Genomic DNA, 25,524 nt, shown 5'->3' with positions numbered 1-25,524 from the left:
CAGGGCCGTCAGGCAGAACCACTCAGGAAGAAGGACGTACCGACCGTGGCTCAGAGCAGCACCGAGACCGACTGGGTCTCCCGTTTCGCGGACGAGGTCATCGCCGAGTCGGAGCGACGTGCGCCTGGCAAACCGGTCGTCGTCGCCTCCGGCCTCTCCCCGTCCGGCCCGATCCACCTGGGCAACCTCCGCGAGGTCATGACCCCGCACCTGGTCGCCGACGAGATCCGCCGCCGCGGGCACGAGGTCAGGCACCTGATCTCCTGGGACGACTACGACCGCTACCGCAAGGTGCCGAACGGCATCGAGGGCATCGACGCGTCCTGGGCCGAGCACATCGGCAAGCCCCTGACCTCCGTCCCCGCCCCGGCCGGCTCCCCCCACGCCAACTGGGCCGAGCACTTCAAGGCCGCCATGGTCGAGTCGCTCGCCGAGCTGGGCGTCGAATACGACCCGATCAGCCAGACCGAGCAGTACACGGCCGGCGCGTACCGCGAGCAGATCCTGCACGCGATGAAGCACCGCGGCGACATCGACGCCATCCTCGACCAGTACCGGACGAAGAAGGCCCCGAAGAAGCAGTCCCAGAAGCCCGTCGACGAGGCCGAGCTGGAGGCCGAGGAGGGCTCCGGCGCCGCCGGCGAGGACGACGGCTCCGGCGGCACCTCCGGCTACTTCCCGTACAAGCCCTACTGCGGGCAGTGCGAGAAGGACCTGACCACCGTCACCTCCTACGACGACGACACCACCGAGCTCGCCTACACCTGCGGGAACTGCGGCTTCGCCGAGACCGTCAAGCTCAGCGAGTTCAACCGCGGCAAGCTGGTGTGGAAGGTCGACTGGCCCATGCGCTGGGCCTACGAGGGCGTCATCTTCGAGCCCTCCGGCGTCGACCACTCCTCGCCCGGCTCGTCCTTCGTCGTCGGCGGCCAGATCGTCCGCGAGGTCTTCGACGGCGTCCAGCCCATCGGCCCCATGTACGCCTTCGTCGGCATCAGCGGCATGGCCAAGATGTCCTCCTCGCGCGGCGGCGTGCCCACCGCGGCCGACGCGCTGAAGATCATGGAAGCGCCGCTGCTGCGCTGGCTGTACGCCCGCCGCAAGCCCAACCAGTCCTTCAAGATCGCCTTCGACCAGGAGATCCAGCGGCTCTACGACGAGTGGGACAAGCTGGAGGCCAAGGTCGCCGACGGCTCCGTCCTGCCCGCCGACGCCGCCGCCCACTCCCGCGCCGCCCGCACCGCCGCCGGCGAGCTGCCCCGCACGCCGCGCCCGCTGCCGTACCGCACCCTGGCCTCGGTCATGGACATCACGGCCGGACACGACGAGCAGACCCTCCGGATCCTCACCGAGCTCGACCCCGAGAACCCGGTGGCCTCCCTGGACGAGGTCCGGCCGCGCCTGGACCGCGCCGAGAACTGGATCACCAACCAGGTCCCGGCCGACCAGCGCACCATCGTCCGCGCGGAGCCCGACACCGAGCTCCTCGGCTCCCTGGACGACGAGGGCCGCGAATCCCTCCGCCTGCTCCTGGAGGGCCTCGACACCCACTGGTCGCTCGACGGGCTCACCACCCTCGTCTACGGCGTCCCGAAGGTGATGGCCGGCCTTGAGCCCGAGGCCAAGCCCACGCCGGAGCTGAAGCTCGCCCAGCGGGCGTTCTTCGCCCTGCTCTACAAGCTCCTCGTCAGCCGCGAGACCGGCCCCCGCCTCCCCACCCTCCTCCTCGCGGTGGGCGCGGACCGCGTGCGCAAGCTCCTCGGCGCCTGACGCCCGGAGCCGCCCGGCCGGACACGAGAAGGGGCCGCCACCCGCATGCGGGTGGCGGCCCCTTCGGCCGTGCGGTCGCTCAGGGGGTGTCCACGTCGGCCCTCGCCTGCTGCACCCGCTCCTGCGCCGCCGGGACCGTCTGCCGCAGCAGGTCGATCTCCGACTCGGGGAACTCCGGAAGCCCGTACTGCTCGGCCACGAGCCGCGCCAGCTCGGCCTCGTCCGGGAACCGCTCGTGCTCCAGCACGTACGAACCCATGACCTTGTAGACGACGTCCTCGAACTCGTCGACCCGCGGCTCCGGCTGCTCCACGTACTCCGGGTACTCCACGAACTCCTCGGGACCCGCCGGAGGAACGTCCTCCGGCCCCTGCGGCACCGGGACCGGCATGGGCTCCAGGCCCTCCACGATCTGCGGGTTGTACGTCCCCTCGTACGACTCCGGCGAGACCTGCGTGGCGTCGAACCACGGGCTCTCGTGGTTCACCTGCGCCGACGACCCGGGCGCCTGCCCCTGCTGCGGAACCTGCGCCTGCGCCTGCCCCGGGTGCGGAACCTGCCCCTGCGCCTGCCCCTGCTGCGGAACCTGCGCCTGCGCCGGCAGCGCCGCCGGCTGCGGCTGCGGGAGCGCGACCGGCTGCAGCGCAGGCTCCGCCGGGAGCACCGCCGGCTCGATCCCCGCCGCCGCCAGACCCGCCCCCGACGTCTCCGCCAGCGGCACCCCGTACCGCGCGAGCCGCAGCGGCATCAACGCCTCCACCGGCGCCTTGCGCCGCCAGCCCCGCCCGAAGCGCGCCTGCAGCCGGGCCTGGTAGATCAGCCGCTCCTGCTCCAGCTTGATGACCTGCTCGTACGAGCGCAGCTCCCACAGCTTCATCCGACGCCACAGCCGGAACGTCGGCACCGGGGACAGCAGCCACCGGGTGATCCGCACGCCCTCCATGTGCTTGTCGGCCGTGATGTCCGCGATCCGGCCCACGGCGTGCCGCGCCGCCTCCACCGCCACCACGAACAGCACCGGGATCACCGCGTGCATGCCCACACCCAGCGGGTCGGGCCACGCCGCCGCGCCGTTGAAGGCGATCGTCGCGGCCGTCAGCACCCAGGCCGTCTGACGCAGCAGCGGGAACGGGATCCGCAGCCACGTCAGCAACAGGTCCAGGGCGAGCAGCACACAGATGCCCGCGTCGATGCCGATCGGGAAGAAGTACGAGAAGGTACCGAAGCCCTTCTGCAGGGCCAGCTCGCGCACGGCGGCGTACGAGCCCGCGAAACCGATCCCCGCGATGATCAGCGCACCGCCGATGACGAGGCCGATGAGTATTCGGTGTGTGCGTGTCAGCTGCATCGCGGCCACCCGCGATCCCCTCCCGTCATTGGACATCCGGCGCGCACAGAGTGGCACATGCGCGCGGAGCCCGGCCCTCGGGGGAGGGACGGGCTCCGCGCGAAAGTGCCACTCCGCGCTGGTTTGTGACTACTTGTTGGCCGCCGCGACCGCCGCGACGGCCTCCTTGACCGCCGTGGCCGCACCGTTCGCGACGCCCGTCTGCGTCGGCGTGGCCGCACCCGCGTAACCGGCGCCGTTGTACGACAGCAGCACCAGCACGTTGCCCGTGCGCGCCACGATCGACGCGTAGACGAAGTCCTCGTCGGTCTTGCGCAGCTGGTACGTGACCGTCTTGGCCTCGTCGCCGATCCCCGTGGACGTGAACGTCTTCAGGTTCTTCGCCCCAGGGGTCTCCTGGATCTTGGCGAGCTCCTTCGCGAGGTTCTCCTGCGCGCGCTCCTGGCCGCTGCCGAGCGAGACGTCGGAGTCGTACCGGTAGAACGACACGTCGAGCCAGCGGTACTGCGAGCCCTTCACGCCCTTGTCGTCCAGGCCGTTCCACGAGCAGCCGCCCCGGCTGGTCAGATCGCTGGAGGAGGCCGGCGTGCCGTTCTTCGTCTTCGCCTTGGGCACCAGCGCCGCCGCCGTCTTCGCGGTGATCGCCTTGCAGACCTCGGGCAGCTTCGAGAACCGCGCCGGCTCGACCGCCTTCGTCGACTGCGACGGCGAGGGCGTCGCGGACGCCGACGACGTCGTGTCCTGTCCCGCCTTCTTGCCGGAGTCACCGGAGCCGGCGGAGTCGCCGTCCGAAGAGCACCCCGCGGCGACGAGCATCACCGGGACGGCGGCGCAGGCGAGTATGCGGGTGAGTCGCGTTCGCGGAGCTGATCGCTGCATGGTTCCTTCAGTCGCTTGTCGGCCACGAGTACGCCGACACGTTACGTGGTCGCCGTCCGCTCACGGAGCGGATGCGGACGGCTACTCCTCCAGCCGCTCGGCGAGCTGCCGGGCCAGGTTCCGGGCCTTGTCCTGCAGTTCCGCACTGTCGGGAGCCTCGGCGGACCCCGTGATCTGCTCCTGGTAGGAGACCGTCACGATCACGTTCGATGTGCGGAACACCACGCTGACGGCACGCTGATGACTGTTCGTGGTGGCCGACACCAGGACGTCGTCGACGTACGCGACGTCCCCGAGGCCGTCGAGGACGCGGGGCTCGAGACCGGTCGTGGCGGGGGTCGGAGTGGCGGTCGGGCCGGTGCCGGTGGCGGAGGCGGTGCCGGAGGCCGGGGGCTTGCCGGCCAGGGGGGCCGTCGCGGTCGGCGCGGTCGGAGCGGTCGTGCCCGAGGGGGCTCCCGACGGCGTGCCCGACGGGGTGCCCGTGGGGGTGGGCGGGGCCGTGGGCGGCACCGGGATGCCCGCCGCGAGCTGCTTGCGGACGTACACGTCCTGCGCCCGGTCGTCGTCGCTCACGGCGGCGTCGTACGACACCACCCGCTCGATGTCGAGGGAGAGCCGGTGCGAGGTGTCCGCGGTGTCGGCCTTCCACGTGCAGCCGACCCGCCGGTCGGTGTCGTACGTGACGGCCGCGACGCCCCGGTACGCCTTGTCGCGCTCGGGGGCGGGCAGGTCGGCGGCGCCGGGGAGCATGTCCCTGAGGGCGGCCTGCGGGACGGCGCCGCAGGGCTCGAAGAGGGTGCGGTAGCGGCCGGGTGGGGCGGCGGGGGCCGCCGGGCCGGCCTTGGCGTCGACGGCGATGTCGTCGGCGGGGGCGCCGGCGGAGCAGGCGGTGAGGCCGGTCCCCAGACCGAGGCCCAGTGCGAGGACGGCGGCGGTGCGGCCGGTTGCGTACCTCTTTCGCTGCACGGTCCCAGGCTCCCTTCACCCGAAGTCTTTCCCGAAAACGGTTTGCCGCGCGAACCCGGCCGGTGGACACAATGTCTATCGCACACGCAGCTGTTGATGCCGGTCCGCTGTCACCTGTACGGGCTTTGGCTCCGGTTTTTGCGTTATCAGACTTTTCGGGGGAATCGAGGAAGTATGTCGTACGTAGAGGTACCCGGCGCGAAGGTGCCGATCAGGATGTGGGCCGACCCCTCCTCGGTGGAGGGCGGGGCCATGCAGCAGCTGCAGAACGTGGCGACGCTGCCGTGGATCAAGGGCCTGGCCGTGATGCCGGACGTGCACTACGGCAAGGGCGCCACGGTCGGTTCGGTGATCGCGATGCAGGGTGCGGTCTGTCCGGCGGCGGTCGGTGTGGACATCGGCTGCGGGATGTCGGCGGTCAAGACCTCGCTGACGGCGAACGACCTGCCGGGTGACCTCTCCCGCCTCCGCTCGAAGATCGAGCAGGCGATCCCGGTGGGCCGGGGGCTCCACCGCGAGGCGGTGGACCCGAAGAGGCTGTACCAGTTCCCGACGGCGGGCTGGGACGACTTCTGGTCGCGGTTCGACGGGGTGGCGGAATCAGTCAAGTTCCGTCGCGAACGTGCCGGTCAGCAGATGGGAACGCTCGGGGGCGGCAACCACTTTGTCGAGCTTTGCGTCGATACGTCCGGTTCGGTGTGGCTCATGCTGCATTCCGGATCTCGGAACATCGGCAAGGAGCTCGCCGAGTACCACATCGGCGAGGCGCAGAAGCTTCCGCACAACCAGGGGCTCGTCGACCGTGACCTGGCGGTGTTCGTCGCGGACACCCCGCAGATGGCCGCCTACCGGCACGATCTGTTCTGGGCGCAGGAGTACGCGAAGTACAACCGCGCGATCATGATGGCGCTCTTCCAGGAGGTCGTCCGCCGGGAGTTTCGCAAGGCTCGGGTGACGTTCGAGCCGGTGATCTCCTGCCACCACAACTACGTGGCGGAGGAGCGGTACGAGGGCATGGACATGCTCGTCACGCGGAAGGGCGCGATCCGGGCCGGCTCGGGTGAGTTCGGGATCATCCCGGGCTCGATGGGCACGGGCTCCTACATCGTGAAGGGTCTCGGAAACGCGGCCTCGTTCAACTCGGCCTCGCACGGCGCGGGCCGGAAGATGAGCCGGAGCGCGGCGAAGCGGCGCTTCTCGACAAGGGACCTGGAGGAGCAGACGCGGGGTGTGGAGTGCCGCAAGGACTCCGGCGTCGTGGACGAGATCCCGGGTGCCTACAAGCCGATCGAGAAGGTGATCGACCAGCAGCGGGACCTGGTGGAGGTCGTCGCCAAGCTGAAGCAGGTCATCTGCGTGAAGGGCTGAGGTGTCCCCTCGGGGTGGAAGGGGTCGGTGCGGTGCACCGGCCCCTTCTCGCGTCCCCGCTTCCGGGGTCTACAGCTCGCGGTGGACCTTGGTGTTGGAGGCCTGGGCTCGGGGGCGGACGACCAGGAGGTCGATGTTGACGTGCGGGGGGCGGGTGCAGGCCCAGGTGATGGTGTCGGCGACGTCGTCGGCCGTGAGGGGTTCGGCCACGCCGGCGTAGACCTTGGCCGCCTTGTCGGTGTCGCCGCGGAAGCGCGTGGCGGCGAACTCGTCCGTCTTCACCATGCCGGGGGCGATCTCGATGACGCGGACCGGGGTGCCGACGATCTCCAGGCGGAGGGTCTCGGCGAGGACGCGGGCTCCGTTCTTGGCGGCGACATAGCCGGCGCCGCCCTCATACGTGGAGTGGCCCGCGGTGGAGGAGAGGACGACGACCGTGCCGTCGCCGCTCTCGGTGAGGGCGGGGAGCAGGGCCTGGGTCATGTGGAGGGTGCCGAGGACGTTGACCTCGTACATCCGGCGCCAGTCCTCGGGGTCGCCGGTGGCGACGGGGTCGGCGCCGAGGGCGCCGCCGGCGTTGTTGACGAGGACGGCGAGGGTGCGGAAGGCGGTGGCGAACTCGTCGACGGCGGTGCGGTCGGTGACGTCGAGCGCGTAGGCGGTGGCCTGGTGGCCGGCTTCGTTGATCTCGGCGGCGAGGTCCTCGATGCGGTCCTTGCGGCGGGCGGTGAGGACCACGCGGTAGCCGGCGGCGGCCAGCTGCCGGGCGGTGGCGGCGCCGATTCCGCTGCTCGCTCCGGTGATGACGGCGATGGGGGTGCCGGCGGCAGTCATGACGTGCTCCTCGCGCATGTGGTCGATTGCGGGTCGATCGCCCGGTCAGGATAGGCGGGGCGGGGGCAGCGTCCTCGCGGGGCGTACATGATCAGGGCCATGCCGGCGAGCAGGGCGACGGGGCGGGCGATCGGCAGGGCGGTGGCGTGCCACGGGACACGCGGGCTGAGGGGTGTCAGGGGATGTGACGGATTGTGGTTATTTTGTGACTATGTGTGGATTGCGGAAGGGTGTGCTCGGGGTCGCTCTCGCAGCCGTGGTGGTGGTGGCGGGTGCGGCGGGGGGTGCCGGTGCGGTGGTGCCGGTGGCCGGGAGCGAGGCGGATCTGTCCCATCACGGTCATGTGTCCCTGTGGGACGGGAGGGTCGGCGTCTGGCTGGTCAGTGAGAACCACGGACCCTCCGACGTCTCGCAGGCGACGGTCCGGCTCGCGTTCTCCGAGCCGATGGCGGGCGGCCAGGAGCTGCCGCCGGCCTGTCTGTGGAGCAGTGACCGGGTGGTGTCCTGCCGGACGGGTGAGCTGCGGGCCGTGGGGGGCTTCGGCGAGCTGGCGCTCGACCTGCGGACCGCGGCCCGTCCGGACGAGATGACGGTGGAGGTCTCCACGGCCTGGCGGAGCGGCGTGGCCGACCGCAATCCGTGGAACGACCGGCATCGTGTCCTGGTGCTCGCCACCGGGGATCCGTACGTCTTCTGAGCCGGGCTCCCGGGTCCGTCAGTTCTTCGCCCAGTGCACGTATCCGTCGGGGCGGACGAGGACCACCGCCTTCTTCGCCGGGTCCGTCCAGGTGGCCCGCACGAGGTGCTTCGGGGTGACGGGGGCGGTCGCCGGGAGGTCCGGGGCCGCTCCCTCCGGGGCGATCAGGACGAACTCGCCCCGTCGCAGCAGCTCGTAGAGCCGTGCTTCGCGCAGCGGGACGTCGGGTGCGCGGCGGCCCGAGGGGCGGCGGGTGCCGGGTGCGGGGGCGTAGGAGATGCCGATGCCGCTGATCATGCCCAGGGCGCGGGCCGAGGCGGGCCGGACGGCGCTCAGGAAGCGGACGGCGAGGGAGCGGGCCGCGCGGGTGAGCGGGGTGTGGGCCATGGCGAGGCGGACGATGGCTCCGCTGCTGCGGAGCACCATGGCGCCGACGGGGTGGCGCTCGGACTGGTAGCTGTCGAGGAGCGCCTCGGGGTCGGGTGCTTCGCCGCGGAGGGTGGCGGTGAGCTTCCAGGAGAGGTTGGCGGCGTCCTGGAGTCCGGTGTTCATGCCCTGGCCGCCGGCGGGGGAGTGGACGTGGGCGGCGTCTCCGGCGAGGAAGGCGCGGCCGACGCGGTAGGCGGGGGCCTGGCGTTCGTCGCTGTGGAAGCGGGAGATCCAGCGGGCGTCGTGCATGCCGTGGTCGGTGCCGAGGGCGCGGCGGGCGATCTCGCGGACCTCTTCGAGGTCGACGGGCTCGCTGTCGGCGACCTGCCGGGTGCGGCTCCAGCCCATGACCCGGTACCAGCCGTCGCCGAAGGGGGCGAGGAAGGCGAAGCTGTCGTCGGAGCCCTTGACGCTGAACGAGTCGGCGGGTTCCTCGGCCAGGCGTACGTCGGCGAGGACGATCGAGCGGATCACGGCGTGGCCGGGGAAGGGCAGGCCGAGGGCGGTGCGGACGGCGCTGCGGACGCCGTCGGTGCCGACCAGGTAGCGGGCGCGGAGGGCGAGTGGGGTGCCGTCGGGGCCGGTGAGCTCCGCGGTGACGCCCTCGGCGTCCTGGTGGAGCCCGGTCAGTTCCGTCTCGTACCGGAAGGTGACGCCCGCGGTGACCGCCCGGCGCTCCAGGAGGCGCTCGACCTCGTACTGCGGGGTGACGAGCAGGTGGGGGAAGCGGGTGGGCAGCCGGGCCAGGTCCAGGTCGAGGCGGCCGAAGAGCCGGGCCGTGGCGAGGGTGGTGCCGGTGGTGAGGAGTTCGTCCGCGAGGCCGCGGGCGTCGAGCTGCTCCAGGGTGCGGGCGTGGACGCCGAAGGCGCGGGTCAGGTTGCCGAGGCCGGCCGGGCGGCGCTCGACGAGGGTGACGGCGACGCCGGCGGTGGCGAGGTCGCCGGCCAGCAGGAGGCCGGTGGGGCCCGCGCCGATGACCAGTACGTCCGTGTCCGTGGTGCTCATGGCTGCCTCCAGGGTGCCCACGATCGTTTGCCAACGGGTGTTGGTCAACGCTTGTTGGCAACGGTAGGGCCCTCCCGAATGGCCTGTCAACACCCGTTGGCCTACACTTGTTGACATGACGACCGCCCGCCGCTCCGACGCCACTCGGGCCGCCATCCTGGAGGCCGCCCGCGAGCGCTTCGCCTCCGACGGGTACGAGCGCGCCACCATCCGGGCCATCGCCCGAGACGCCGGGATCGACCCGTCGATGGTGATGCGCTACTACGGCAACAAGGAGGGGCTCTTCGCCGCCGCCTCCGAGGTCGAGATCGGCCTGCCCGAACTGGGCGCCCTGCCGGCGCGGCACGTCGGCGCCGTCCTCGTCACCCACTTCCTGGAGCGCTGGGAGAGCGACGAGGTCCTCACCGCGATGCTCCGGGTGGGCGTCACCAACGAGGCGGGGGCGGCGCGCATGCAGGAGATCTTCACCCGGCAGCTCGGCCCGGTCACCCGGGGCGTCTGCCCCGACCCGGCGGACGCCCCGCGCCGGGCGGCGCTCGTCGCCTCCCAGATCCTCGGCATGGCGCTCACGCGCTACGTGCTGCGGCTGCCACCGGCCGTCGAGATGTCCGCCGACGAGATCGTCGCCTGGCTGGGACCGACCGTGCAGCGCTACCTGACCGCCGAGGCGCCGTGAGCCCCGGGCCCGTGACCATGTGGTCTCCGGGTCGTACGATCTCTGCATGACGCAGAAGAGTTCCGTGCGGCGCGAGGCGCTCATGACCGAGCTGCACGGGGAGGCCCGCCGCTACATGGCGGCCTACGCCCTGTTCAACCAGGCCGTCGCCGACCACCTGGGACTCCACCCGACCGATGTCCAGTGCCTGAACCTGCTCAGCCTGGAGGAGCGGCCCGTGACCACCGGGCGGGTCGCCGAGCTGACCGGGCTGACCACCGGCTCCGCGACCCGGCTCGTCGACCGGCTCGAACGCTCCGGCTATGTGACCCGCGAGCGCGACACCGAGGACCGGCGCCGGGTCCTCGTGGCGCTCGACCCCCGGCGGATGGCCGAACTCGGCAGCCTCTGGCGCAAGCTCAACAGCACCTGGGGCACGATGTTCGACGTCTACAGCGACGCCGAGATCGCCCTCCTCATCGCCCACATGCGGCGCACCGTCGAGGTCAGCGCCGCACAGGTCGAACGGCTGCGGGGCGGCGAGCTGGACTGAGGGCGCGCCGCACGGGGTGGGGCCTCAGTGGGCCGGCGCCCCGCCGAACTCCCTCACGGCGTCGGAGACGATGGCCTCCAGCCGCGCGTGGTGAGCGCCGCGCCAGTAGACCCGGCCGCACTCCACGCACTGGGCGAACACGTCGTACGTCTTCTCCGTGCCCTGCTCCAGCCGCTCGCGCACCGCGTCCTTGTCGGCGTCGCTCAGCTCCCCGTTGCACGCCGTGCAGCGCGTCCAGGGTGCGAGCGGCGGCGCGAACCGCTCCAGCACGTCGCGGAGCTGGTCGTCGGGGCGGTCGCTGTAGACGTAGGCGCCCGCCCACAGCTCGCGGCGGCGCAGGAGGCCCCGGTCCCGGGAGAGCATCACGCGCCGCTCGCGCGCGGAGAGCGCGGCGAGGGCGGGGTCGCCGATGTCCTCGCTCTCGTACGCCGCGTCGACGCCGAGCAGCCGCAGCCGCCGGGCCAGCGTGCCGAGGTGCACGTCGAGCAGGAACCGGAGCGGTGCGCCCGGCACCGGCTGCGGGCGGACGACGTCCTCCACCTCGACGGTCTCGCCCGCGGCCGGCACGTGCGAGGCGTCGACGGCGCGCCCGTCCACCAGGAGCCGGCCCGCCTCGGTGAGGGGCACGCCCAGCGACTCCACGACGTGTCCCAGGGACGAGGTGCCGTCGGTGGTCAGGGCGGTGCGGCCGATGCGCCGGTCCGCTGCGACGAAGAGGTGCAGGGCTGGGGCGAAGCTGATCTGGATCTCCGGTCCGTTCACGCGGACCAGGATCGCATCGCGGTCTGATCCGGGCCAGGGATTTCGGGCCCCGCGGGTTCAGGCGCGGACGGCGTCGGCGGCGAAGTCCTGCGCGTGGTCCTCCGCCCAGGCTCTGAAGGGGCGCGCCCGGTGGCCCGTCAGGGTTTCGATCGCGTCCGTCAGGGGCGCCGGCCGGCCGTCCTGGCTGGACCAGTAGGCGAGCAGGGCGTCCGCGAACGGCTCCGGGACGTGCGGGGCGACCGACTCCTTCCACTCCTCCGGCGTGACCCTCGTGTGCGGAGCGGGGCGGCCCGTCACCTCGGCCAGGATCGCCAGCTGCTCCGTGAAGTCCAGCGACTCCGGGCCGGTCAGGACATAGGAGGAGCCGCGCAGCCGGGGCTCGGTGAGCACCGCGAAGGCGGCCTCGGCGACGTCGAGCTCGTGGATCGGGTCCCCGCACGCGTGGGGGTACGGCAAGGCCGGCCCGTGGCCCTCCTTGAGGGCCCACGTCCACTGGAGGGCGTTCGTGGCGAAGGCGCCGGGCCGGAGGAGGGTCGCCTCGAAGGCTCCGGCCTCCGCGGCGGCCGACAGGGCGCGCTCGGCGGCGAGGTGCGAGGCCGCGATCGGGTTCCCGGCGGCGTCGGGGGCGAGGACGGAGCTGGAGGAGAGCAGGGCGACGTGCCCGACGCCGGCGGCACGCGCCCGGTCGGCGAAGGCGCCCGTGTGGGCGGCCTCGGCGTAGAGGAAGACGGAGTCGACGCCCTCCAGGGCGGCGTCGAACGAGGCCGGGTCGGCGAGGTCGCACCGGACCGTGGCCACGCCGGGGGGTGGGGAGAGGTCTTCGGGGTTCCTGGATCCGGCCCTGGCCTCGACGCCCGCCGAGTGGAGCAGGTCGAGCAGGGTGGAGGCGACGCGGCCGCGGCTGCCGGTGACGAGAACGGTCATGAGGGGTCCTTCCGGATATCACTGCGTTACGCATTGTCTGCGTCTCGCAGATAAATATCCGTGACGCTCCCTCGTCCGTCAACCCTGAAACAACTCGGGGTACCGTCCCGGCATGAAGATCATCGACCTCGCCCCCGGCGACCCCCGCCTGGAGAGCGACCTCCTGCCGGTCCTCTCCGAACTCCGCCCCCACCTCACCCCGGAGCTCTTCCGCGAGGTCTACGAGGCGGGCCACCCCCAAGGGCTGCGGTTCACCGCCGCCTACACGGACGACGGGCGCTGCGTCGGCGCCGCCGGCTGGAGGGTCGTCGACAACACCAGCTCCCTGCGCAAGCTCTACGTCGACGACCTGGTGACCGGCGCCGCCGACCGTTCCACCGGTGTCGGGCACGCGCTCATCGCCCACCTGGAGGGCCACGCCCGCGCGGCCGGATGCCACGAGCTCAATCTGGACTCCGGAACCCACCGCACCGGCGCCCACCGCTTCTACCTGCGGGAGCGCTTCGACATCGTGGCCTTCCACTTCACCCGGCCGCTCACCGGGCCGGACGCCGGCTAGCCCAGGTCGAACCGCCAGTCGTTGCAGCGCATCGGGCGACCCGGCGGATACTCGAAGTCCCGCTCGCCGAGCAGCTCGAACCCGGCCTTGCGGCACACCGCGTTCGACGCGGCGTTGTCCGCGGACGGGAAGGCGTGCAGGTGGTGGCGCCCACCCGCCGCCCGGGCCTCGGCGACCACCGCGCGCGTGGCGAGGGTCGCAAGGCCGCGGCCCTGGAAGCCCGGCAGCACCGCCCAGCCCGTCTCGTACACGGGCTCGCCGTCCCAGGTCTGCGCCCAGAAGCCGATGCTGCCCACCACGGCCCGCTCCGGCAGCAGCACGATCCGGAACATGCGCCCCGCGCCGGTGTCGTCGGCGCTCAGGTCCACGTACCGCCGGTGTCGCCCGACCAGTTGCTCCTCGGTCTCCGGGCCGCCGAGATGGTCCATCAGCTCCGGCGCGTTCAGGGCGCGCAGCAGGTCCGCGTCCTCCTCGGACCACGCTTCGAGCCGCACCGGGGTCGTGTCGTCGGTCATGTCCGTACGGTAGGTCAGGGCACTGACACCGCGCGCGCGTACGCCGTCGGCGGCACCCCGATCGTCGCCGTGAAGTCCCGTACGAGATGGGCCTGGTCGCTGTAGCCCAGCTCGGCTGCGAGCCCGGCCCAGTCGGGGGCGCCCGCCGCCTCGGCGCGTTCCAGGGCCTCGTGGATCCGGTAGCGCAGGATCACCCACTTCGGCCCGACGCCGACGTGCCCGGCGAACAGGCGCTGGAGGGAGCGCGCCGACAGGCCGCTCGCGGCGGACAGCCGGGACACCGCGCGCACCGAGCGGTCCGAGCGGATCAGGTCCACCAGCTCCATGGCCTGCTCGGCGGCCGGGTCGGGCGCCGGTCCGCGGGCCAGCAGGAAGGCGTCGAGCGCCGCCACGCGCGCGTGGTCCTCGTCGGGGGAGAGCACGGCGGCCGCCGGGTCCCCGGTCCCGTCGTCCGGGAAGACCTCGTCGAGCGGGACCCTGCGGCCCGTCCACGTCGACACCGGCCACGCGGGCGCGAAGGGCCGGAAACCACCGGGGCGGAACTGCACCCCGCACACCCGGCCCGCGTCCGACAGCCGCTGTGTGAACAGGCCGAGCCCGATGCCCGACACCTCCGCCGACGCGACCGCCTCGGCCGCCGGGGCGCCCAGGGCCCCGTACCGCTGGAAGACGACGTTCACCGAGGGGTGCGGGACGAGACGGCTGGTGTACGGCTCGGGGAGCTCCCAGTCGATCAGCCAGTAGTGCTCCAGGTACGGCCGCAGTCCGGGCGCGGGGACGTGCCGGCGGAAGCGGACCCGGGCGAGCAGCTCGGCGGGGTCGACGATGCCCCGGGTGTCCCGGCGGGGGTGAGGGGCTGAAGCGGGCATGGCCCGGATGGTAGGCGGTGCGCTCGACACGCGCGGCCCGCCCGGCCCGAGGACCGGTGGGCGGTGTGCTCGACACGCGCGGCGCGCCCGGGCCCGAGGACCGGTGGGCGGTGCGGTCGGCGGAGGCGGCCCGCCGGGCCCAGGGTGAGCCGGGGGACGACCTGGCCGAAGGCCTGCTCCTCGGCCGGCGTCAGGGGCACCGACTCCTGGGGGTCCGGGACCGAAGTCCCGGCATCCCCACGGTGCGGAGGCCCTCTTGTGCGGGCCCGGGAAGCGCTCCAAGGTGACGGTCGAGGGAGATTCCGGCCGGGGAGGAGCAGCCGCATGTCCGGATCGCAGGCACGGGGACGTGGGGACGACGCGCAGGGACGAGGCCGCGGGGACGGCGCGCAGGCACGGGGACACCGGGACGGCGCGCAGGCGTGGGGATTCACGGACGACAGGGGTACGGAGCTGGGGGCGGCCCTCGTGCCGCTGAGGGTCGTCGCGTACGTGCGGGCGGGCGCGGCACTGCTCGACCTGGGGGTGGCGCCGGTCGCGGTGTACGGCTCCGGGCACGACGGCGAGGCCCTCGACCCGGCGAAGGCGGGCGGGCTCGGGGCGGCCGGGGTGCCGTACCTGGGGCCGGGCCGGGCCCTGGACGAGGGGGTGTTGCGGGAGCTGCGCCCGGACCTGGTCGTGGACGTGACCTACGACGGCAAGAGTCCGTACGCGCTCGACGAGGCCGTCGCCGGGCGGCTCGGGATCCCGCTCGCCGCGCTGTCCGTCGGCAACGAGCTCACTCTTCCGGCGATCCTCGACCGTTTCGCGGAGCTGGCCGCGGCCCTCGGCGCCGAGCCGGTGCGCGCCGCGTCCGACACGGAGCTGGCCGCCGCCGAGGCCGCCCTGCGGGACGCCGCCGCCCGGCCGGGGCCCGCCGTGCTCGCGCTCTCGGGTGCGGGGCCCGAGCAGGTCCACCTGGCCCGTCCGGGGGCCTGGCCCGAGCTGGCGCACCTCGCCGGTCTCGGCGTGAGGCTGCTCGACCCCGGCCCGGGGCCCGGTGCGAACTGGCTGACCGGCGACTGGGGCCGGGCCGCCGAACTCCGTCCCGGTCTGGTGCTCTTCGACGAGCGGGAGCACGCGACCCCGCCGTTCGGGCTTCCCTCCGGGGTGAGCCTCACCCCGTGGAACCCGGAGACCCCGCCCAGCCCCGCCGCGTACGCCCGCTTCTTCCGCCTCCTCGCGCAGGCGCTGACGGCGAGCCCGGCCTGATCGGCGAGGTACCCGTAGGGGCCGGTCCGGGAGGTCCCTAGGCCGCGCCGAGACGGGTGCGGAGGGAGTCGGCGAACTCCTCGGCGCGGGTGAGCTGGGCCCGCAGTTCGGCGACGCGCTCCGCCGCGGCCGCCTCGTAGCGGCGGACGCGGGCCACGAGGGCGGCCCGCTCGTCCGGTTCGAGCTCGGTGTCGGTGCCGGGGCGGTCCTCGGACAGGCGGTCCACGGCCGTGAGGAGTTCACGGGTCTCGTCGAGGGTGAAGCCGAGCGGCTTCATCCGCCGGACCACCATCAGGCGGGACACGTCGGCGTCCGTGTAGAGGGGGAAGCCGCCGGGCGAGGCGGCGGACGGGACGACCAGACCGCTGTCCTCGTACTGCCGGATGGTCCGCAGGGGCAGCTCGGTCCGTGCGGCGACCTCGCCGATCTGCATCGGCCGGCCGGCGATGCGTACTCCGCTCACGCGTCAGGTCCTTCCTCGTCGGGAACTCCCACGGGGCGTACGGGCCCCCACAGGGCGCGGCTTCCGCGCATTACATACCATTCGTCCTAACTTCAGCACTTATGAGAGCTGGAAGTGCGGCGAAACGCCTGCTGGTAGGTCGTCCGTTGGACAGCGGCCGGCTCGGGGAGACCCTGCTGCCGAAGCGGGTCGCCCTGCCGGTCTTCTGCAGCGACCCGCTCTCCTCGGTCGCCTACGCCACCGAGGAGATCCTCCTGGTCCTCGCCCTCGGCGGCCTCGCCGTCCTCCATCTGGCCTGGTACGCGGCCGTCGGCATCGTCGTGCTCCTCCTGGTCGTCGTGGCCTCCTACCGGCAGACCTGCTACGCCTATCCCGGCGGCGGCGGGGCCTATGTGGTCTCCGCCGAGAACCTCGGGCAGCGGGCGGCGCTCACCGCCGCCTCCGCGCTCCTCATCGACTACGTGATGACCGTCGCCGTCTCCGTCGTCTCCGGGGTCGCCGCCATCACCTCCGCCGCCCCCTCGCTCGACGGGCACGCCGTGGCCCTGTCGGTGTTCTTCGTCGCGCTCCTCGCCTGGCTGAACCTGCGCGGGGTCCGCGAGTCGGGGCGCTGGTTCGCCGTGCCCACGTACGCGTTCATCGGCGTCATCTACCTGATGTTCGCCGTGGCCGCCGTCCGGATGGCGACCGGTGCGACGATCCGCGCCGAGTCCGCGGCCCTGCCCGTGGACAAGGTCTCCACCTACTCGGGGATCGCGCTCGTGCTGCTCGGCCTGCGGGCCTTCGCCTCCGGCTGCACCGCGCTGACCGGCGTCGAGGCCGTCAGCAACGGCGTCCCGGCGTTCGCGAAGCCGAAGAGCCGGAACGCGGCCATGACGCTCGCGATCATGGGCGGGCTCTCCGCGACCATGTTCTTCGGGATCACCGTGCTCGCCATGGTCTACGAGGTCCACGTCGCGGAGGACCCCACGGAACTCGGACTGCCTCCCGGCACCCCGACGTCCACGGCGCTCGCCCAGATCGGCCGGGCCACCTTCGGCGACTGGCACGTCCTCTTCTACGCGCTCCAGGCCGTCACCGCCGGCGTCCTGGTCCTGGCGGCCAACACCGCCTTCAACGGCTTCCCGATGCTCGCGTCCGTCCTGGGCCGGGACCGCTACGCGCCCCGCCAGCTCGTGCACCGCGGCGACCGGCTCGTCTACTCCAACGGCATCGTCCTCCTCGCGCTCGCCGCCATCGCCCTGATCGTGGCCTTCGACGCGCAGCTGACCCGCCTCATCCAGCTGTACATCATCGGCGTCTTCGTCTCCTTCACCCTGTCCCAGGCGGGCATGGTCAAGCACTGGCGGCGAGAACTCGCCACCCCGGCCGGGGCCGCCGACCGGCACTCCATCCGCCGCCGCCTCGCCATCAACGCCTTCGGCGCCTGTCTGACGGCGGTCGTCCTGGTCATCGTCCTCATCACCAAGTTCACCCACGGCGCCTGGCTGGTCGTCATCGCGATGCCGGTGCTCTACGCCGGGATGAAGGGGGTGCGGCGGCACTACGACACCGTCGCCGCCGAGGTCGCCGTCGACCCCGGACAACGCCCCCACCCCCTCGCCGCGAACCACGTCCTCGTCCTCGTGGCCGCCGTGAACGCCCCGAGCCTGCGCGCCCTGTCGTACGCGAAGACCCTGCACGCCGACTCGCTCACCGCCGTGACCGTCGCCGAGGACCCGGCGGAGGCGGAGGTGCTCCGCGCGACCTGGGAGGCCCACGGCGTCGACGTGCCGCTGCGGGTGCTCAGCTCCCCGTACCGCTCCGTCGTCCAGCCCGTCCTGCGGCACGTCCGCGACGCGCCCGAGCGGACGGCGGACTCGGTGGTCTCGGTGGTCATCCCCGAGTACGTGGTGGGGCACTGGTGGGAGCAGCCGCTGCACAACCAGAGCGCGCTGCGCCTCAAGGCGCGGCTGCTGTTCATGAAGAACGTCGTGGTCGTCGACGTCCCCTACCGGCTGGCCTCCGCCCGCGAGCTGGCCGCCGAGCGCGCGGAGGCCGCGGGGCGGCGGTAGGAGTCGGGGTCAGCGGCTCACGGCCACACCAGGCAGTACGGCTGGTGTCCCGCCTCGTGGAGGCGGACCGAGAAGTCCTGCCACTCGTGGAGCAGCTGGTAGACGTCGAAGGCGTCGCGCGGTCCGCCGCGGTCCGGGACCGTCGACCAGATGAACGCGGCGGCGCCGACCGACTCCTCGCCGATCCCGCGCAGCGGGTCGACCACGGTCATCGGCAGCTTCACCACGGCGTAGTCCGGGTGCAGCACGACCAGCTCCAGGGGCGGCACCTTGTGCAGGGGCATGCCCTGGATGCCGGTCAGGACCATGGCCGCTATGGTCTCGGGCTTGATCTTGGTGAACATCCCGCCCATGCCGAGCTCGTCCCCGCCGAGCTCCTCGGGGCGCATCGAGATCGGTACCTGGGCCGCCGTGGCGCTGTTGGGCGCGCCGAAGTACTTGTACGTCACCCCCAAGCTCCGGCCCCCGGTCGCAGGGGGTGGTTCGGCCGCGGGATCCGGCTTCGGCCGGCCCTCGGCGGCGGTGGGCTCGTCCGTCCGCCGGCGCCGGTGCCTCCCCCGCCGGGCAGACTCCGGACCCAGGTCGTCCGTCCCCTCGCCCGGTCCGCCACCGCGATGCATATCTCCACCCGACTGCTTTTTCTCGGCAACACGACCCCGCCGCGCAACCCGATCATCGTGTCAGTGACCTCCCCCGCGTTCGTACGGTGAAACACCTGTCCGCAAGAACGCCGTGGCCTCTGACACCATGGATTCCGTGAGTCATCCCTATGACGCCCCAGTTTCGCAGACGCGGACGGGGAGCGCCTCGGCGTAACAGACAGGATGCTCACCGCCGTCCCTCCGTTCCCGATGTCGTGCCCGAAGTCGTTCTCGCAGGTCAGGATCACAGTGCCGTATTCATACGAAGCCCCAGTCTCACAGACGCTTTTCGACCGCGCTTCCCTCGTGACGCCCGGCGGCGTGAACTCACCGGTGCGTGCCTTCCGGGCCGTGGGCGGAACGCCCCGGTTCATGGTGTCCGGTTCCGGTCCGTACCTCACCGACGCGGACGGTCGTGAGTACGTCGACCTGGTCTGCTCGTGGGGGCCGATGATTCTCGGCCACGCGCACCCCGAGGTGACCGCGGCCGTGCAGGCCGCCGTGGCCCGCGGCACCTCCTTCGGCACGCCCGGCGAGGGCGAGGTCGCGCTCGGCGAGGAGATCGTCGCGCGGATCGAGCCGGTCGAGCAGGTGCGTCTGGTCTCCTCCGGCACGGAGGCGACGATGTCCGCGATCCGCCTCGCCCGCGGGTTCACCGGGCGCGCGAAGGTCGTCAAGTTCGCGGGCTGCTACCACGGCCACGTGGACGCGCTGCTCGCCGCGGCCGGTTCCGGTCTGGCCACCTTCGGCCTCCCGGACACGCCCGGGGTGACCGGCGCCCAGGCCGGGGACACGATCGTGCTGCCGTACAACGACCTGGAGGCGGTGCGGGCCGCGTTCGCCGCGCACCCGGGTGAGATCGCCTGTGTGATCACCGAGGCCTCGCCGGGCAACATGGGCGTCGTCCCGCCGGTGGCCGGCTTCAACCAGGGCCTGGCGGACCTGTGCCGGGAGAACGGCGCGCTGTACATCTCCGACGAGGTGATGACCGGATTCCGTACGAGCCGGGCCGGCTGGTACGGCGTCGACGGCGTGAAGCCCGACCTGATGACCTTCGGCAAGGTCATGGGCGGCGGCTTCCCGGCCGCCGCGTTCGGTGGCCGCGCGGACGTGATGGGGCACCTGGCGCCGGCCGGGCCGGTCTACCAGGCGGGCACCCTCTCCGGTAACCCGGTCGCGACCGCCGCCGGGCTCGCGCAGCTGCGGCTGCTCGACGAGGCCGCGTACGACACGGTCAACGCGGTCTCGAAGGAGATCCAGGGCCTGGTCACGGGCGCGCTGGCCAAGGAGGGCGTGGCGCACCGGCTGCAGACCGCCTCCAACATGTTCTCGGTGTTCTTCACCGAGGACGAGGTGCGTGACTACGACGACGCGAAGAAGCAGGAGTCGTTCCGCTTCAACGCCTTCTTCCACTCGATGCTGGCCGACGGCGTGTACCTGCCGCCGTCCGCGTTCGAGTCCTGGTTCGTGTCGACCGCGCACGACGAGCGGGCGATCGAGCGCGTCGCCGCCGTGTTGCCGGCCGCGGCCCGCGCCGCCGCGGAGGCCACGGCATGAGCGAGAACACCCGTGACCAGGACATCACCGTCGTCCATCTGATGCGCCACGGCGAGGTGCACAACCCCGACGGCGTGCTGTACGGGCGCCGCGCGGGCTACCACCTGTCGGAGCTGGGCCGCCGGATGGCGGACCGGGTCGCGGAGCACCTGGCGGACCGGGACATCACGTACGTCGTCGCCTCCCCGCTGGAGCGGGCGCAGGAGACGGCGGCGCCGGTCGCCAAGACGCACGGCCTGGACCTGGCCAGTGACGAGCGGCTCATCGAGGCGGCGAACGTCTTCGAGGGCAAGACCTTCGGCGTCGGCGACGGGGCGCTGCGCAAGCCCGCCAACTGGAAGCACCTGACGAATCCGTTCCAGCCGTCCTGGGGCGAGCCGTACGTCGAGCAGGTCGTGCGGATGATGGGCGCGCTGGACGCGGCGAAGGACGCGGCCCGTGGGCACGAGGCGGTCTGCGTCAGCCACCAGCTGCCGATCTGGATCGTCCGCAGCTTCGTGGAGAAGCGGCGGCTGTGGCACGACCCGCGGCGCCGGCAGTGCACGCTGGCCTCGCTGACCTCGTTCACGTACCGGGGCGACAAGATCGTCTCGGTCGGGTACAGCGAGCCGGCGCGGGACCTCGTCCCGGCGCACCTCCTCGCGGGGGCGAAGCCGGTGAAGGGCAAGTCGAAGGCCTTCGGGGCGTAGCCCCCGGGCCGCACCTCGAAGGCTTTCGGGGTGTAGCCCTCCCGGGCCGCACCTCGAAGGCCTTCGGGGCGTAACCCTCACAGGCCCCACACGCTGACCACTGGACAGCGGCCCACCCGGGCGACACAGTTCAGGGCGATCGGATGATGATGTTCATGTCATCCGGTCGCCCTGAAATTTTTGTGCGAATTCCCGGAACCTCCGTGTTCCTCCCGGCATCTCACTCATTGTCGGTTTGGATGACGTTCAGGTCATCACATCAGCGCGAATGGGGATGTCATGCGCGGGATCAGCGGGATCAGTCGAAGGGGGCTGCTCGGGGCGGGCGTCGGAGCGGCTGCGGCGATGGGGCTCGCCGCATGCAGTACCAACAATCAGGACAAGCCAGGACGTTCCGGACCGGGCAAGGGGGGTGACGTCCCGACGGACCCGGGCACGCCCACCCCGACCAAGGACGACGCCCGGCTCATCGGCGACGGTTCCACCGCCGACACCGGCAAGCAGCCGCACCAGCCCGACGCCCCCGTCCCGCTCGAACCCGGCCAGACCCCGCCCCAGTTCGTGGTCTTCTCCTGGGACGGCGCCGGAGAGGTCGGCAACGGCCTCTTCCCGCGCTTCCTGGAGCTCGCCAGGAACAACGACGCGGCGATGACCTTCTTCCTCTCCGGGATCTACCTCCTCCCCGAGTCCAAGAAGGACCTCTACCGCCCGCCGAACAACCGCGTCGGCGCCTCCGACATCGGCTACCTCACCGACGCGCACATCAAGGACACCCTGAAGTACGTCCGGCAGGCCTGGCTCGAAGGCCACGAGATCGGCACCCACTTCAACGGGCACTTCTGCGGCGGCTCCGGGTCGGTCGGCAACTGGACCCCGGCCCAGTGGCAGAGCGAGATCGACCAGGCGATGAAGTTCGTCACCGAGTGGAAGACCAACAGCGGCTGGACCGACCTCGACCCGCTGCCCTTCGACTACTCCAAGGAGCTCGTCGGCGGCCGCACGCCCTGCCTCCTCGGTCAGGACAACCTGCTCCCCACCGCCAAGCGCCTGAACTGGCGCTACGACGCCAGCTCGCCCGGCGGCCGGCAGACCTGGCCCGTCAAGCGCCAGGGGATCTGGGACCTGCCCCTGCAGGCCGTGCCCTTCCCCGGGCACTCCTTCGAAGTCCTCTCCATGGACTACAACATGCTCGCGAACCAGTCGAAGAACACGACCAAGGGCATGCCCTCGCGCTATCCCGGCTGGCGCAAGCAGGCGGCCGAGGCGTACCTCTCCGGCTTCACGCGCGCGTACGAGTCGAATCGCGCGCCCTTCTTCGTCGGCAACCACTTCGAGCAGTGGAACGGCGGCATCTACATGGACGCCGTCGAGGAGGCGCTCAAGGGGATGGCCGGAAAGAAGGACGTGCGGCTCGTCTCCTTCAAGCAGTTCGTCGACTGGCTCGACGTCCAGGACCCGAAGATCCTGGAGAAGCTGCGCGGTCTGGAGGTGGGCCAGAAGCCCGCCGGAGGCTGGAACGCCTACCTCAGGCCCACCCCCGCCTCCACCCCGAGCGCTTAGACGATCTTGACAAGGGGCTTTACGGGCACGTAGGGGGGTGCCCAAGATCCCCCAAACGCCCATGCGAAACTTTTCACATGAGCCTTAGCCGTGCCCCTCGACGCACCCGGCGCACCCTGGTCGCCGTCGGAACGCTGTCCGCCGCCGCCCTCGCGCTCTCGGGCTGCGGCGGCGACAACAACGGCAAGTCCGGCGGCGGTGGCCAGACCAACTTCGTGACCAACACGGGTGGCATCTCCACCGTCGCCAAGGGGGAGCGCGCGGCCCCGAACGACATCGCGGGCGAGACCCTCGACGGCAAGCGGCTCGACGTCGCCGACCTCAAGGGCAAGATCGTCGTCCTGAACGTCTGGGGCTCCTGGTGCGGCCCCTGCCGCGCCGAGGCCCCCCACTTCGCCAAGGTCGCCAAGGACCTGGAGGGCAAGGGCGTCGAGTTCGTCGGACTCAACACCCGCGACCCCAACAAGCAGCCCGCCATCGCCTTCGAAGAGGACTACGGGGTGCCCTACCCCAGCCTCTACGACCCGCAGGGCAAGCTCATCCTCTTCGGCTTCCCCAAGGGCACGCTCAACCCGCAGGCGATCCCCTCCACCGTCGTCCTCGACAAGGAGGGCAGGATCGCGGCCCGCTCCCTCATGGCGCTCGACGAGAAGAAGCTCCGGTCGATGATCGAGCCCCTCCTCAAGGAGAAGTGAGCCCGTGAACGAGACGGTCACCAGCGGAGCCCTGCTGCTCGCCCTGCCCCTCGCGGTCCTCGGCGGCCTCGTCTCCTTCTTCTCGCCGTGCGTGCTCCCGCTCGTCCCCGGCTACCTCTCGTACGTGACGGGGGTCACCGGCACCGACCTCGCCGAGCGCCGCCGCGGCCGGATGACCGCCGGTGCCGTCCTCTTCGTCCTCGGCTTCACCGCCGTGTTCGTCTCCGGCGGCGCGCTCTTCGGCTACTTCGGGTCGACGCTCCAGGAGTACCGCGAGACGCTCACCACGGTCCTCGGCGTGCTCATGATCCTCATGGGCGGCTTCTTCCTCGGCCTGATGCCCTGGTTCACCCAGCGGGAGTTCCGCTTCCACAAGAAGCCCGTCGCCGGCCTGATCGGCGCCCCGGTCCTCGGCGCGCTGTTCGGCATCGGCTGGACCCCGTGCATCGGCCCGACGCTCGCCTCGGTCAACGCCCTCGCCCTGGAGCAGGCCAGCGCCGGACGCGGGGCGATACTGGCCTTCGCGTACTGTCTCGGCCTCGGCGTCCCGTTCGTGCTCGCCGCCATCGCCTTCCGCAAGGCGCTCGGCGCGTTCGGCTGGGTGAAGAAGCACTATGTGTGGGTCATGCGGATCGGCGGCGGCATGATGATCGTCACCGGTGTCCTGCTCCTCACGGGCGCGTGGGACAGCATGGTGGCCACGATGCAGGGCTGGTCCAGCGGTTTCACGGTGGGGATCTGAGTTCCATGAGCAAGACCGACACGACGGAGCAGGACAACCTCGGCGACGCCGGGGCCCAGCTCTCCACCGCACCCGTCGAGGAGCGCGGCGACACCGTCATCGGCGGCCCCACCCTCGGTGTCATCGGCTGGATCCGCTGGTTCTGGCGGCAGCTGACCTCCATGCGGGTCGCGCTGATCCTCCTCTTCATGCTCTCCCTCGGCGCCGTCCCCGGCTCCCTCATCCCGCAGACCAGCGCGGACGAGCTGAAGGTGCAGACCTTCAAGGAGGCGCACGAGACGCTCACCCCGCTGTACGAGAAGCTCCAGTTCTTCGACGTCTACAGCTCGGTGTGGTTCTCCGCGATCTACATCCTGCTGTTCGTCTCCCTCATCGGCTGCATCGTGCCCCGCAGCTGGCAGTTCGTCGGCCAGCTCCGCAGCCGCCCGCCGGGCGCACCCCGGCGCCTCGACCGGCTCCCCGCGTACACCACCTGGCGCACCGAGGCCGAGCCCGAGGAGGTCCACGCGGCCGCGCTCACGGTCCTCAAGGGCCGCCGCTTCCGCGCCCACCACGCGGGGAACGCGGTCGCGGCCGAGAAGGGCTACCTGCGCGAGGCCGGCAACCTGGCCTTCCACGTCGCCCTGATCGTGATGCTCGTCGCCTTCGCCTGGGGCCAGCTCTTCAAGTCCGAGGGCGGCAAGCTGATCGTCGAGGGCGACGGCTTCTCCAACACGCTCACCCAGTACGACGACTTCAAGTCGGGCTCCCAGTTCGGCACCGACGAGCTGGAGCCGTTCAGCTTCAAGCTGGAGTCCTTCAACGGCACGTACGAGAAGAACGGCCCCCAGCGCGGCACCCCGCGCACCTTCGAGGCGGCCGTCACCTACTCGCGGGGCGGCGCCGACGAGAAGGCGGTCATCCGGGTCAACGAGCCGCTGAAGGTCGGCGGCTCCAAGGTCTATCTGATCGCCCACGGGTACGCGCCCGTCGTCACCGTCAAGGACGGCCGCGGCAAGACCGTCTTCCACGGCGCCGTACCGCTGCTGCCGATCGACAACAACATCACGTCGACCGGCGCGATCAAGGTCATGGACGGCTACCGCGACAAGAACGGCAAGAAGGAGCAGCTGGGCTTCCAGGCCTTCTTCGTGCCGACCTTCGCGGGCGCCGGCAAGGGCACGATGTTCTCGCAGTTCCCGGCGCTCGACTTCCCGGTCATGGCGCTCACCGGCTTCCACGGCGACCTGCGCGTGAACTCCGGCCTGCCGCAGAACGTGTACCAGCTCGACAAGTCCAAGATGACCCAGTTCACGGACAAGTCCGGCAACAAGCTGGCGCAGCGCATGCTGCCCGGCGAGACCATGACGCTGCCCGACGGCGCCGGCTCGATCACCTTCGAGAAGGACGTCAAGGAATGGGCGAGCTTCCAGATCTCGCAGCAGCCCGGCAACGGGCTCGCCCTCGCGGGGGCGATCGCCGCGATCGCCGGCCTGACCGGTTCGCTGTTCATCCAGCGGCGCCGGGTCTGGGTCCGGGCCGTGCGCGGTGAGGACGGCGTGACCGTCGTCGAGATGGCCGGGCTCGGCCGGAGCGAGTCCGCCAAGCTGCCGGAGGAGCTGGGCGACCTGGCCCTCGCTCTCACCGCGGAGGCCCCGCCGACGGCCTCAGAACCGGAACCCGCGGAAGAACCCGCAGAAGACCCTGCCCCTTCTGGAGAGGCCGACAAGTGATCCTCGCCGCCACGACGACCAACGAGA

General features: G+C 71.8%; 24 protein-coding genes and 1 pseudogene. 14 read left to right on the top strand and 11 right to left on the bottom strand.

Annotated elements, in window-relative coordinates; translation table 11 throughout:
• Positions 1 to 45: 45 nt before the first annotated feature.
• Positions 46 to 1,770 carry a lysine--tRNA ligase gene (gene lysS / locus ABTY59_RS17815; protein ID WP_352019884.1) on the top strand — a complete coding sequence of 575 codons (1,725 nt, stop codon included), beginning with the start codon at positions 46 to 48 and terminating at the stop codon, positions 1,768 to 1,770.
• Between the two features lie 79 nt (positions 1,771 to 1,849).
• On the opposite strand, the gene ABTY59_RS17810 is transcribed toward lysS, so the two are convergent.
• From ABTY59_RS17810 to ABTY59_RS17800, 3 genes are all read right to left on the bottom strand, one after another.
• Positions 1,850 to 3,127 (bottom strand): DUF2637 domain-containing protein, encoded by a 1,278-nt coding sequence (locus ABTY59_RS17810; protein ID WP_352019883.1) that lies wholly within the window; start codon positions 3,125 to 3,127, stop codon positions 1,850 to 1,852.
• Positions 3,128 to 3,247: 120 nt separating this feature from the next.
• A complete protein-coding gene (locus ABTY59_RS17805; RefSeq protein WP_352019882.1) occupies positions 3,248 to 3,997 on the bottom strand; it encodes a DUF3558 domain-containing protein in 750 nt (249 codons plus the stop codon).
• A gap of 81 nt (positions 3,998 to 4,078) precedes the next feature.
• The gene (locus ABTY59_RS17800) at positions 4,079 to 4,963 is read right to left on the bottom strand and encodes a DUF3558 domain-containing protein (RefSeq protein ID WP_352019881.1); all 885 of its coding nucleotides are present in this window, start codon (positions 4,961 to 4,963) and stop codon (positions 4,079 to 4,081) included.
• Positions 4,964 to 5,137: 174 nt separating this feature from the next.
• Here ABTY59_RS17800 and ABTY59_RS17795 point away from each other — a divergent pair, with 174 nt between their 5' ends.
• Positions 5,138 to 6,331: an RtcB family protein gene (locus ABTY59_RS17795; protein WP_352019880.1), complete on the top strand. Its 1,194-nt coding sequence runs from the start codon at positions 5,138 to 5,140 to the stop codon at positions 6,329 to 6,331.
• Positions 6,332 to 6,400: 69 nt separating this feature from the next.
• Here the strand turns inward: ABTY59_RS17795 and ABTY59_RS17790 are convergent, their stop codons facing one another.
• Positions 6,401 to 7,165, bottom strand: coding sequence for an SDR family NAD(P)-dependent oxidoreductase (locus tag ABTY59_RS17790; RefSeq protein ID WP_352019879.1), 765 nt, complete (start codon positions 7,163 to 7,165; stop codon positions 6,401 to 6,403).
• Between the two features lie 232 nt (positions 7,166 to 7,397).
• Between ABTY59_RS17790 and ABTY59_RS17785 the strand changes: the two genes are divergently transcribed.
• Positions 7,398 to 7,862: a hypothetical protein gene (locus tag ABTY59_RS17785; protein ID WP_352019878.1), complete on the top strand. Its 465-nt coding sequence runs from the start codon at positions 7,398 to 7,400 to the stop codon at positions 7,860 to 7,862.
• 18 nt (positions 7,863 to 7,880) lie between these two features.
• Here the strand turns inward: ABTY59_RS17785 and ABTY59_RS17780 are convergent, their stop codons facing one another.
• Positions 7,881 to 9,296, bottom strand: coding sequence for an FAD-dependent monooxygenase (locus tag ABTY59_RS17780; RefSeq protein WP_352019877.1), 1,416 nt, complete (start codon positions 9,294 to 9,296; stop codon positions 7,881 to 7,883).
• Between the two features lie 115 nt (positions 9,297 to 9,411).
• Here ABTY59_RS17780 and ABTY59_RS17775 point away from each other — a divergent pair, with 115 nt between their 5' ends.
• Entirely contained in the window at positions 9,412 to 9,972 is a 561-nt protein-coding gene (locus tag ABTY59_RS17775) for a TetR/AcrR family transcriptional regulator (protein ID WP_352019876.1), read from the top strand.
• Positions 9,973 to 10,018: 46 nt separating this feature from the next.
• Positions 10,019 to 10,504: a MarR family winged helix-turn-helix transcriptional regulator gene (locus ABTY59_RS17770; RefSeq protein ID WP_352019875.1), complete on the top strand. Its 486-nt coding sequence runs from the start codon at positions 10,019 to 10,021 to the stop codon at positions 10,502 to 10,504.
• 24 nt (positions 10,505 to 10,528) lie between these two features.
• On the opposite strand, the gene ABTY59_RS17765 is transcribed toward ABTY59_RS17770, so the two are convergent.
• Together ABTY59_RS17765 and ABTY59_RS17760 are read right to left on the bottom strand one after the other, a co-directional pair.
• The gene (locus tag ABTY59_RS17765; protein WP_352019874.1) at positions 10,529 to 11,266 is read right to left on the bottom strand and encodes a Mut7-C RNAse domain-containing protein; all 738 of its coding nucleotides are present in this window, start codon (positions 11,264 to 11,266) and stop codon (positions 10,529 to 10,531) included.
• Positions 11,267 to 11,323: 57 nt separating this feature from the next.
• Positions 11,324 to 12,190, bottom strand: a complete 867-nt coding sequence (locus ABTY59_RS17760; RefSeq protein ID WP_352019873.1) for an NAD(P)H-binding protein — start codon at positions 12,188 to 12,190, stop codon at positions 11,324 to 11,326.
• Positions 12,191 to 12,302: 112 nt separating this feature from the next.
• Between ABTY59_RS17760 and ABTY59_RS17755 the strand changes: the two genes are divergently transcribed.
• Positions 12,303 to 12,749 carry a GNAT family N-acetyltransferase gene (locus tag ABTY59_RS17755; RefSeq protein ID WP_352019872.1) on the top strand — a complete coding sequence of 149 codons (447 nt, stop codon included), beginning with the start codon at positions 12,303 to 12,305 and terminating at the stop codon, positions 12,747 to 12,749.
• Here ABTY59_RS17755 and ABTY59_RS17750 read toward each other — a convergent pair.
• Positions 12,746 to 13,264, bottom strand: a complete 519-nt coding sequence (locus ABTY59_RS17750) for a GNAT family N-acetyltransferase (RefSeq protein ID WP_352019871.1) — start codon at positions 13,262 to 13,264, stop codon at positions 12,746 to 12,748. The genes ABTY59_RS17755 and ABTY59_RS17750 overlap by 4 nt on opposite strands.
• Positions 13,265 to 13,278: 14 nt before the next feature.
• A complete protein-coding gene (locus ABTY59_RS17745; protein WP_352019870.1) occupies positions 13,279 to 14,133 on the bottom strand; it encodes a DUF6597 domain-containing transcriptional factor in 855 nt (284 codons plus the stop codon).
• Positions 14,134 to 14,457: 324 nt separating this feature from the next.
• Between ABTY59_RS17745 and ABTY59_RS17740 the strand changes: the two genes are divergently transcribed.
• The gene (locus tag ABTY59_RS17740) at positions 14,458 to 15,384 is read left to right on the top strand and encodes an ABC transporter substrate-binding protein (protein ID WP_352019869.1); all 927 of its coding nucleotides are present in this window, start codon (positions 14,458 to 14,460) and stop codon (positions 15,382 to 15,384) included.
• 37 nt (positions 15,385 to 15,421) lie between these two features.
• On the opposite strand, the gene ABTY59_RS17735 is transcribed toward ABTY59_RS17740, so the two are convergent.
• Positions 15,422 to 15,817 carry a MerR family transcriptional regulator gene (locus ABTY59_RS17735; RefSeq protein WP_352019919.1) on the bottom strand — a complete coding sequence of 132 codons (396 nt, stop codon included), beginning with the start codon at positions 15,815 to 15,817 and terminating at the stop codon, positions 15,422 to 15,424.
• 131 nt (positions 15,818 to 15,948) lie between these two features.
• On the opposite strand from ABTY59_RS17735, the gene ABTY59_RS17730 reads away from it, so the two are divergent.
• Positions 15,949 to 17,901, top strand: coding sequence for an APC family permease (locus ABTY59_RS17730; protein ID WP_352019868.1), 1,953 nt, complete (start codon positions 15,949 to 15,951; stop codon positions 17,899 to 17,901).
• Between the two features lie 17 nt (positions 17,902 to 17,918).
• On the opposite strand, the pseudogene ABTY59_RS17725 reads toward ABTY59_RS17730, so the two are convergent.
• Positions 17,919 to 18,371 (bottom strand): annotated as a pseudogene (locus ABTY59_RS17725) (hypothetical protein); the annotation flags it as partial.
• A gap of 381 nt (positions 18,372 to 18,752) precedes the next feature.
• On the opposite strand from ABTY59_RS17725, the gene hemL reads away from it, so the two are divergent.
• The 6 genes from hemL to resB all read left to right on the top strand — a co-directional run bounded on the left by hemL (position 18,753) and on the right by resB (position 25,497).
• Positions 18,753 to 20,099, top strand: coding sequence for a glutamate-1-semialdehyde 2,1-aminomutase (gene hemL, locus ABTY59_RS17720; protein ID WP_352019866.1), 1,347 nt, complete (start codon positions 18,753 to 18,755; stop codon positions 20,097 to 20,099).
• On the top strand, positions 20,096 to 20,788 hold the full coding sequence (locus ABTY59_RS17715; RefSeq protein WP_352019865.1) for a histidine phosphatase family protein: 693 nt from the start codon (positions 20,096 to 20,098) through the stop codon (positions 20,786 to 20,788). The genes hemL and ABTY59_RS17715 overlap by 4 nt, the downstream gene beginning before the upstream one ends.
• Positions 20,789 to 21,076: 288 nt before the next feature.
• Entirely contained in the window at positions 21,077 to 22,348 is a 1,272-nt protein-coding gene (locus ABTY59_RS17710) for a polysaccharide deacetylase family protein (RefSeq protein WP_352019918.1), read from the top strand.
• A gap of 77 nt (positions 22,349 to 22,425) precedes the next feature.
• Positions 22,426 to 23,043, top strand: coding sequence for a TlpA family protein disulfide reductase (locus ABTY59_RS17705; RefSeq protein WP_352019864.1), 618 nt, complete (start codon positions 22,426 to 22,428; stop codon positions 23,041 to 23,043).
• Positions 23,044 to 23,047: 4 nt separating this feature from the next.
• Complete coding sequence (locus ABTY59_RS17700) at positions 23,048 to 23,785, top strand: cytochrome c biogenesis CcdA family protein (protein WP_352019863.1); 738 nt, start codon at positions 23,048 to 23,050, stop codon at positions 23,783 to 23,785.
• A 5-nt stretch (positions 23,786 to 23,790) separates the two neighbouring features.
• Positions 23,791 to 25,497, top strand: coding sequence for a cytochrome c biogenesis protein ResB (resB, locus tag ABTY59_RS17695; RefSeq protein ID WP_352019862.1), 1,707 nt, complete (start codon positions 23,791 to 23,793; stop codon positions 25,495 to 25,497).
• Positions 25,498 to 25,524: the final 27 nt, after the last annotated feature.

The organism is Streptomyces sp. NPDC096079 (assembly GCF_040303145.1).
Taxonomy (GTDB): domain Bacteria; phylum Actinomycetota; class Actinomycetes; order Streptomycetales; family Streptomycetaceae; genus Streptomyces.
Note: the sequence above shows the minus strand (reverse complement) of the source record. Positions and strands in the feature narration are given on the sequence as shown.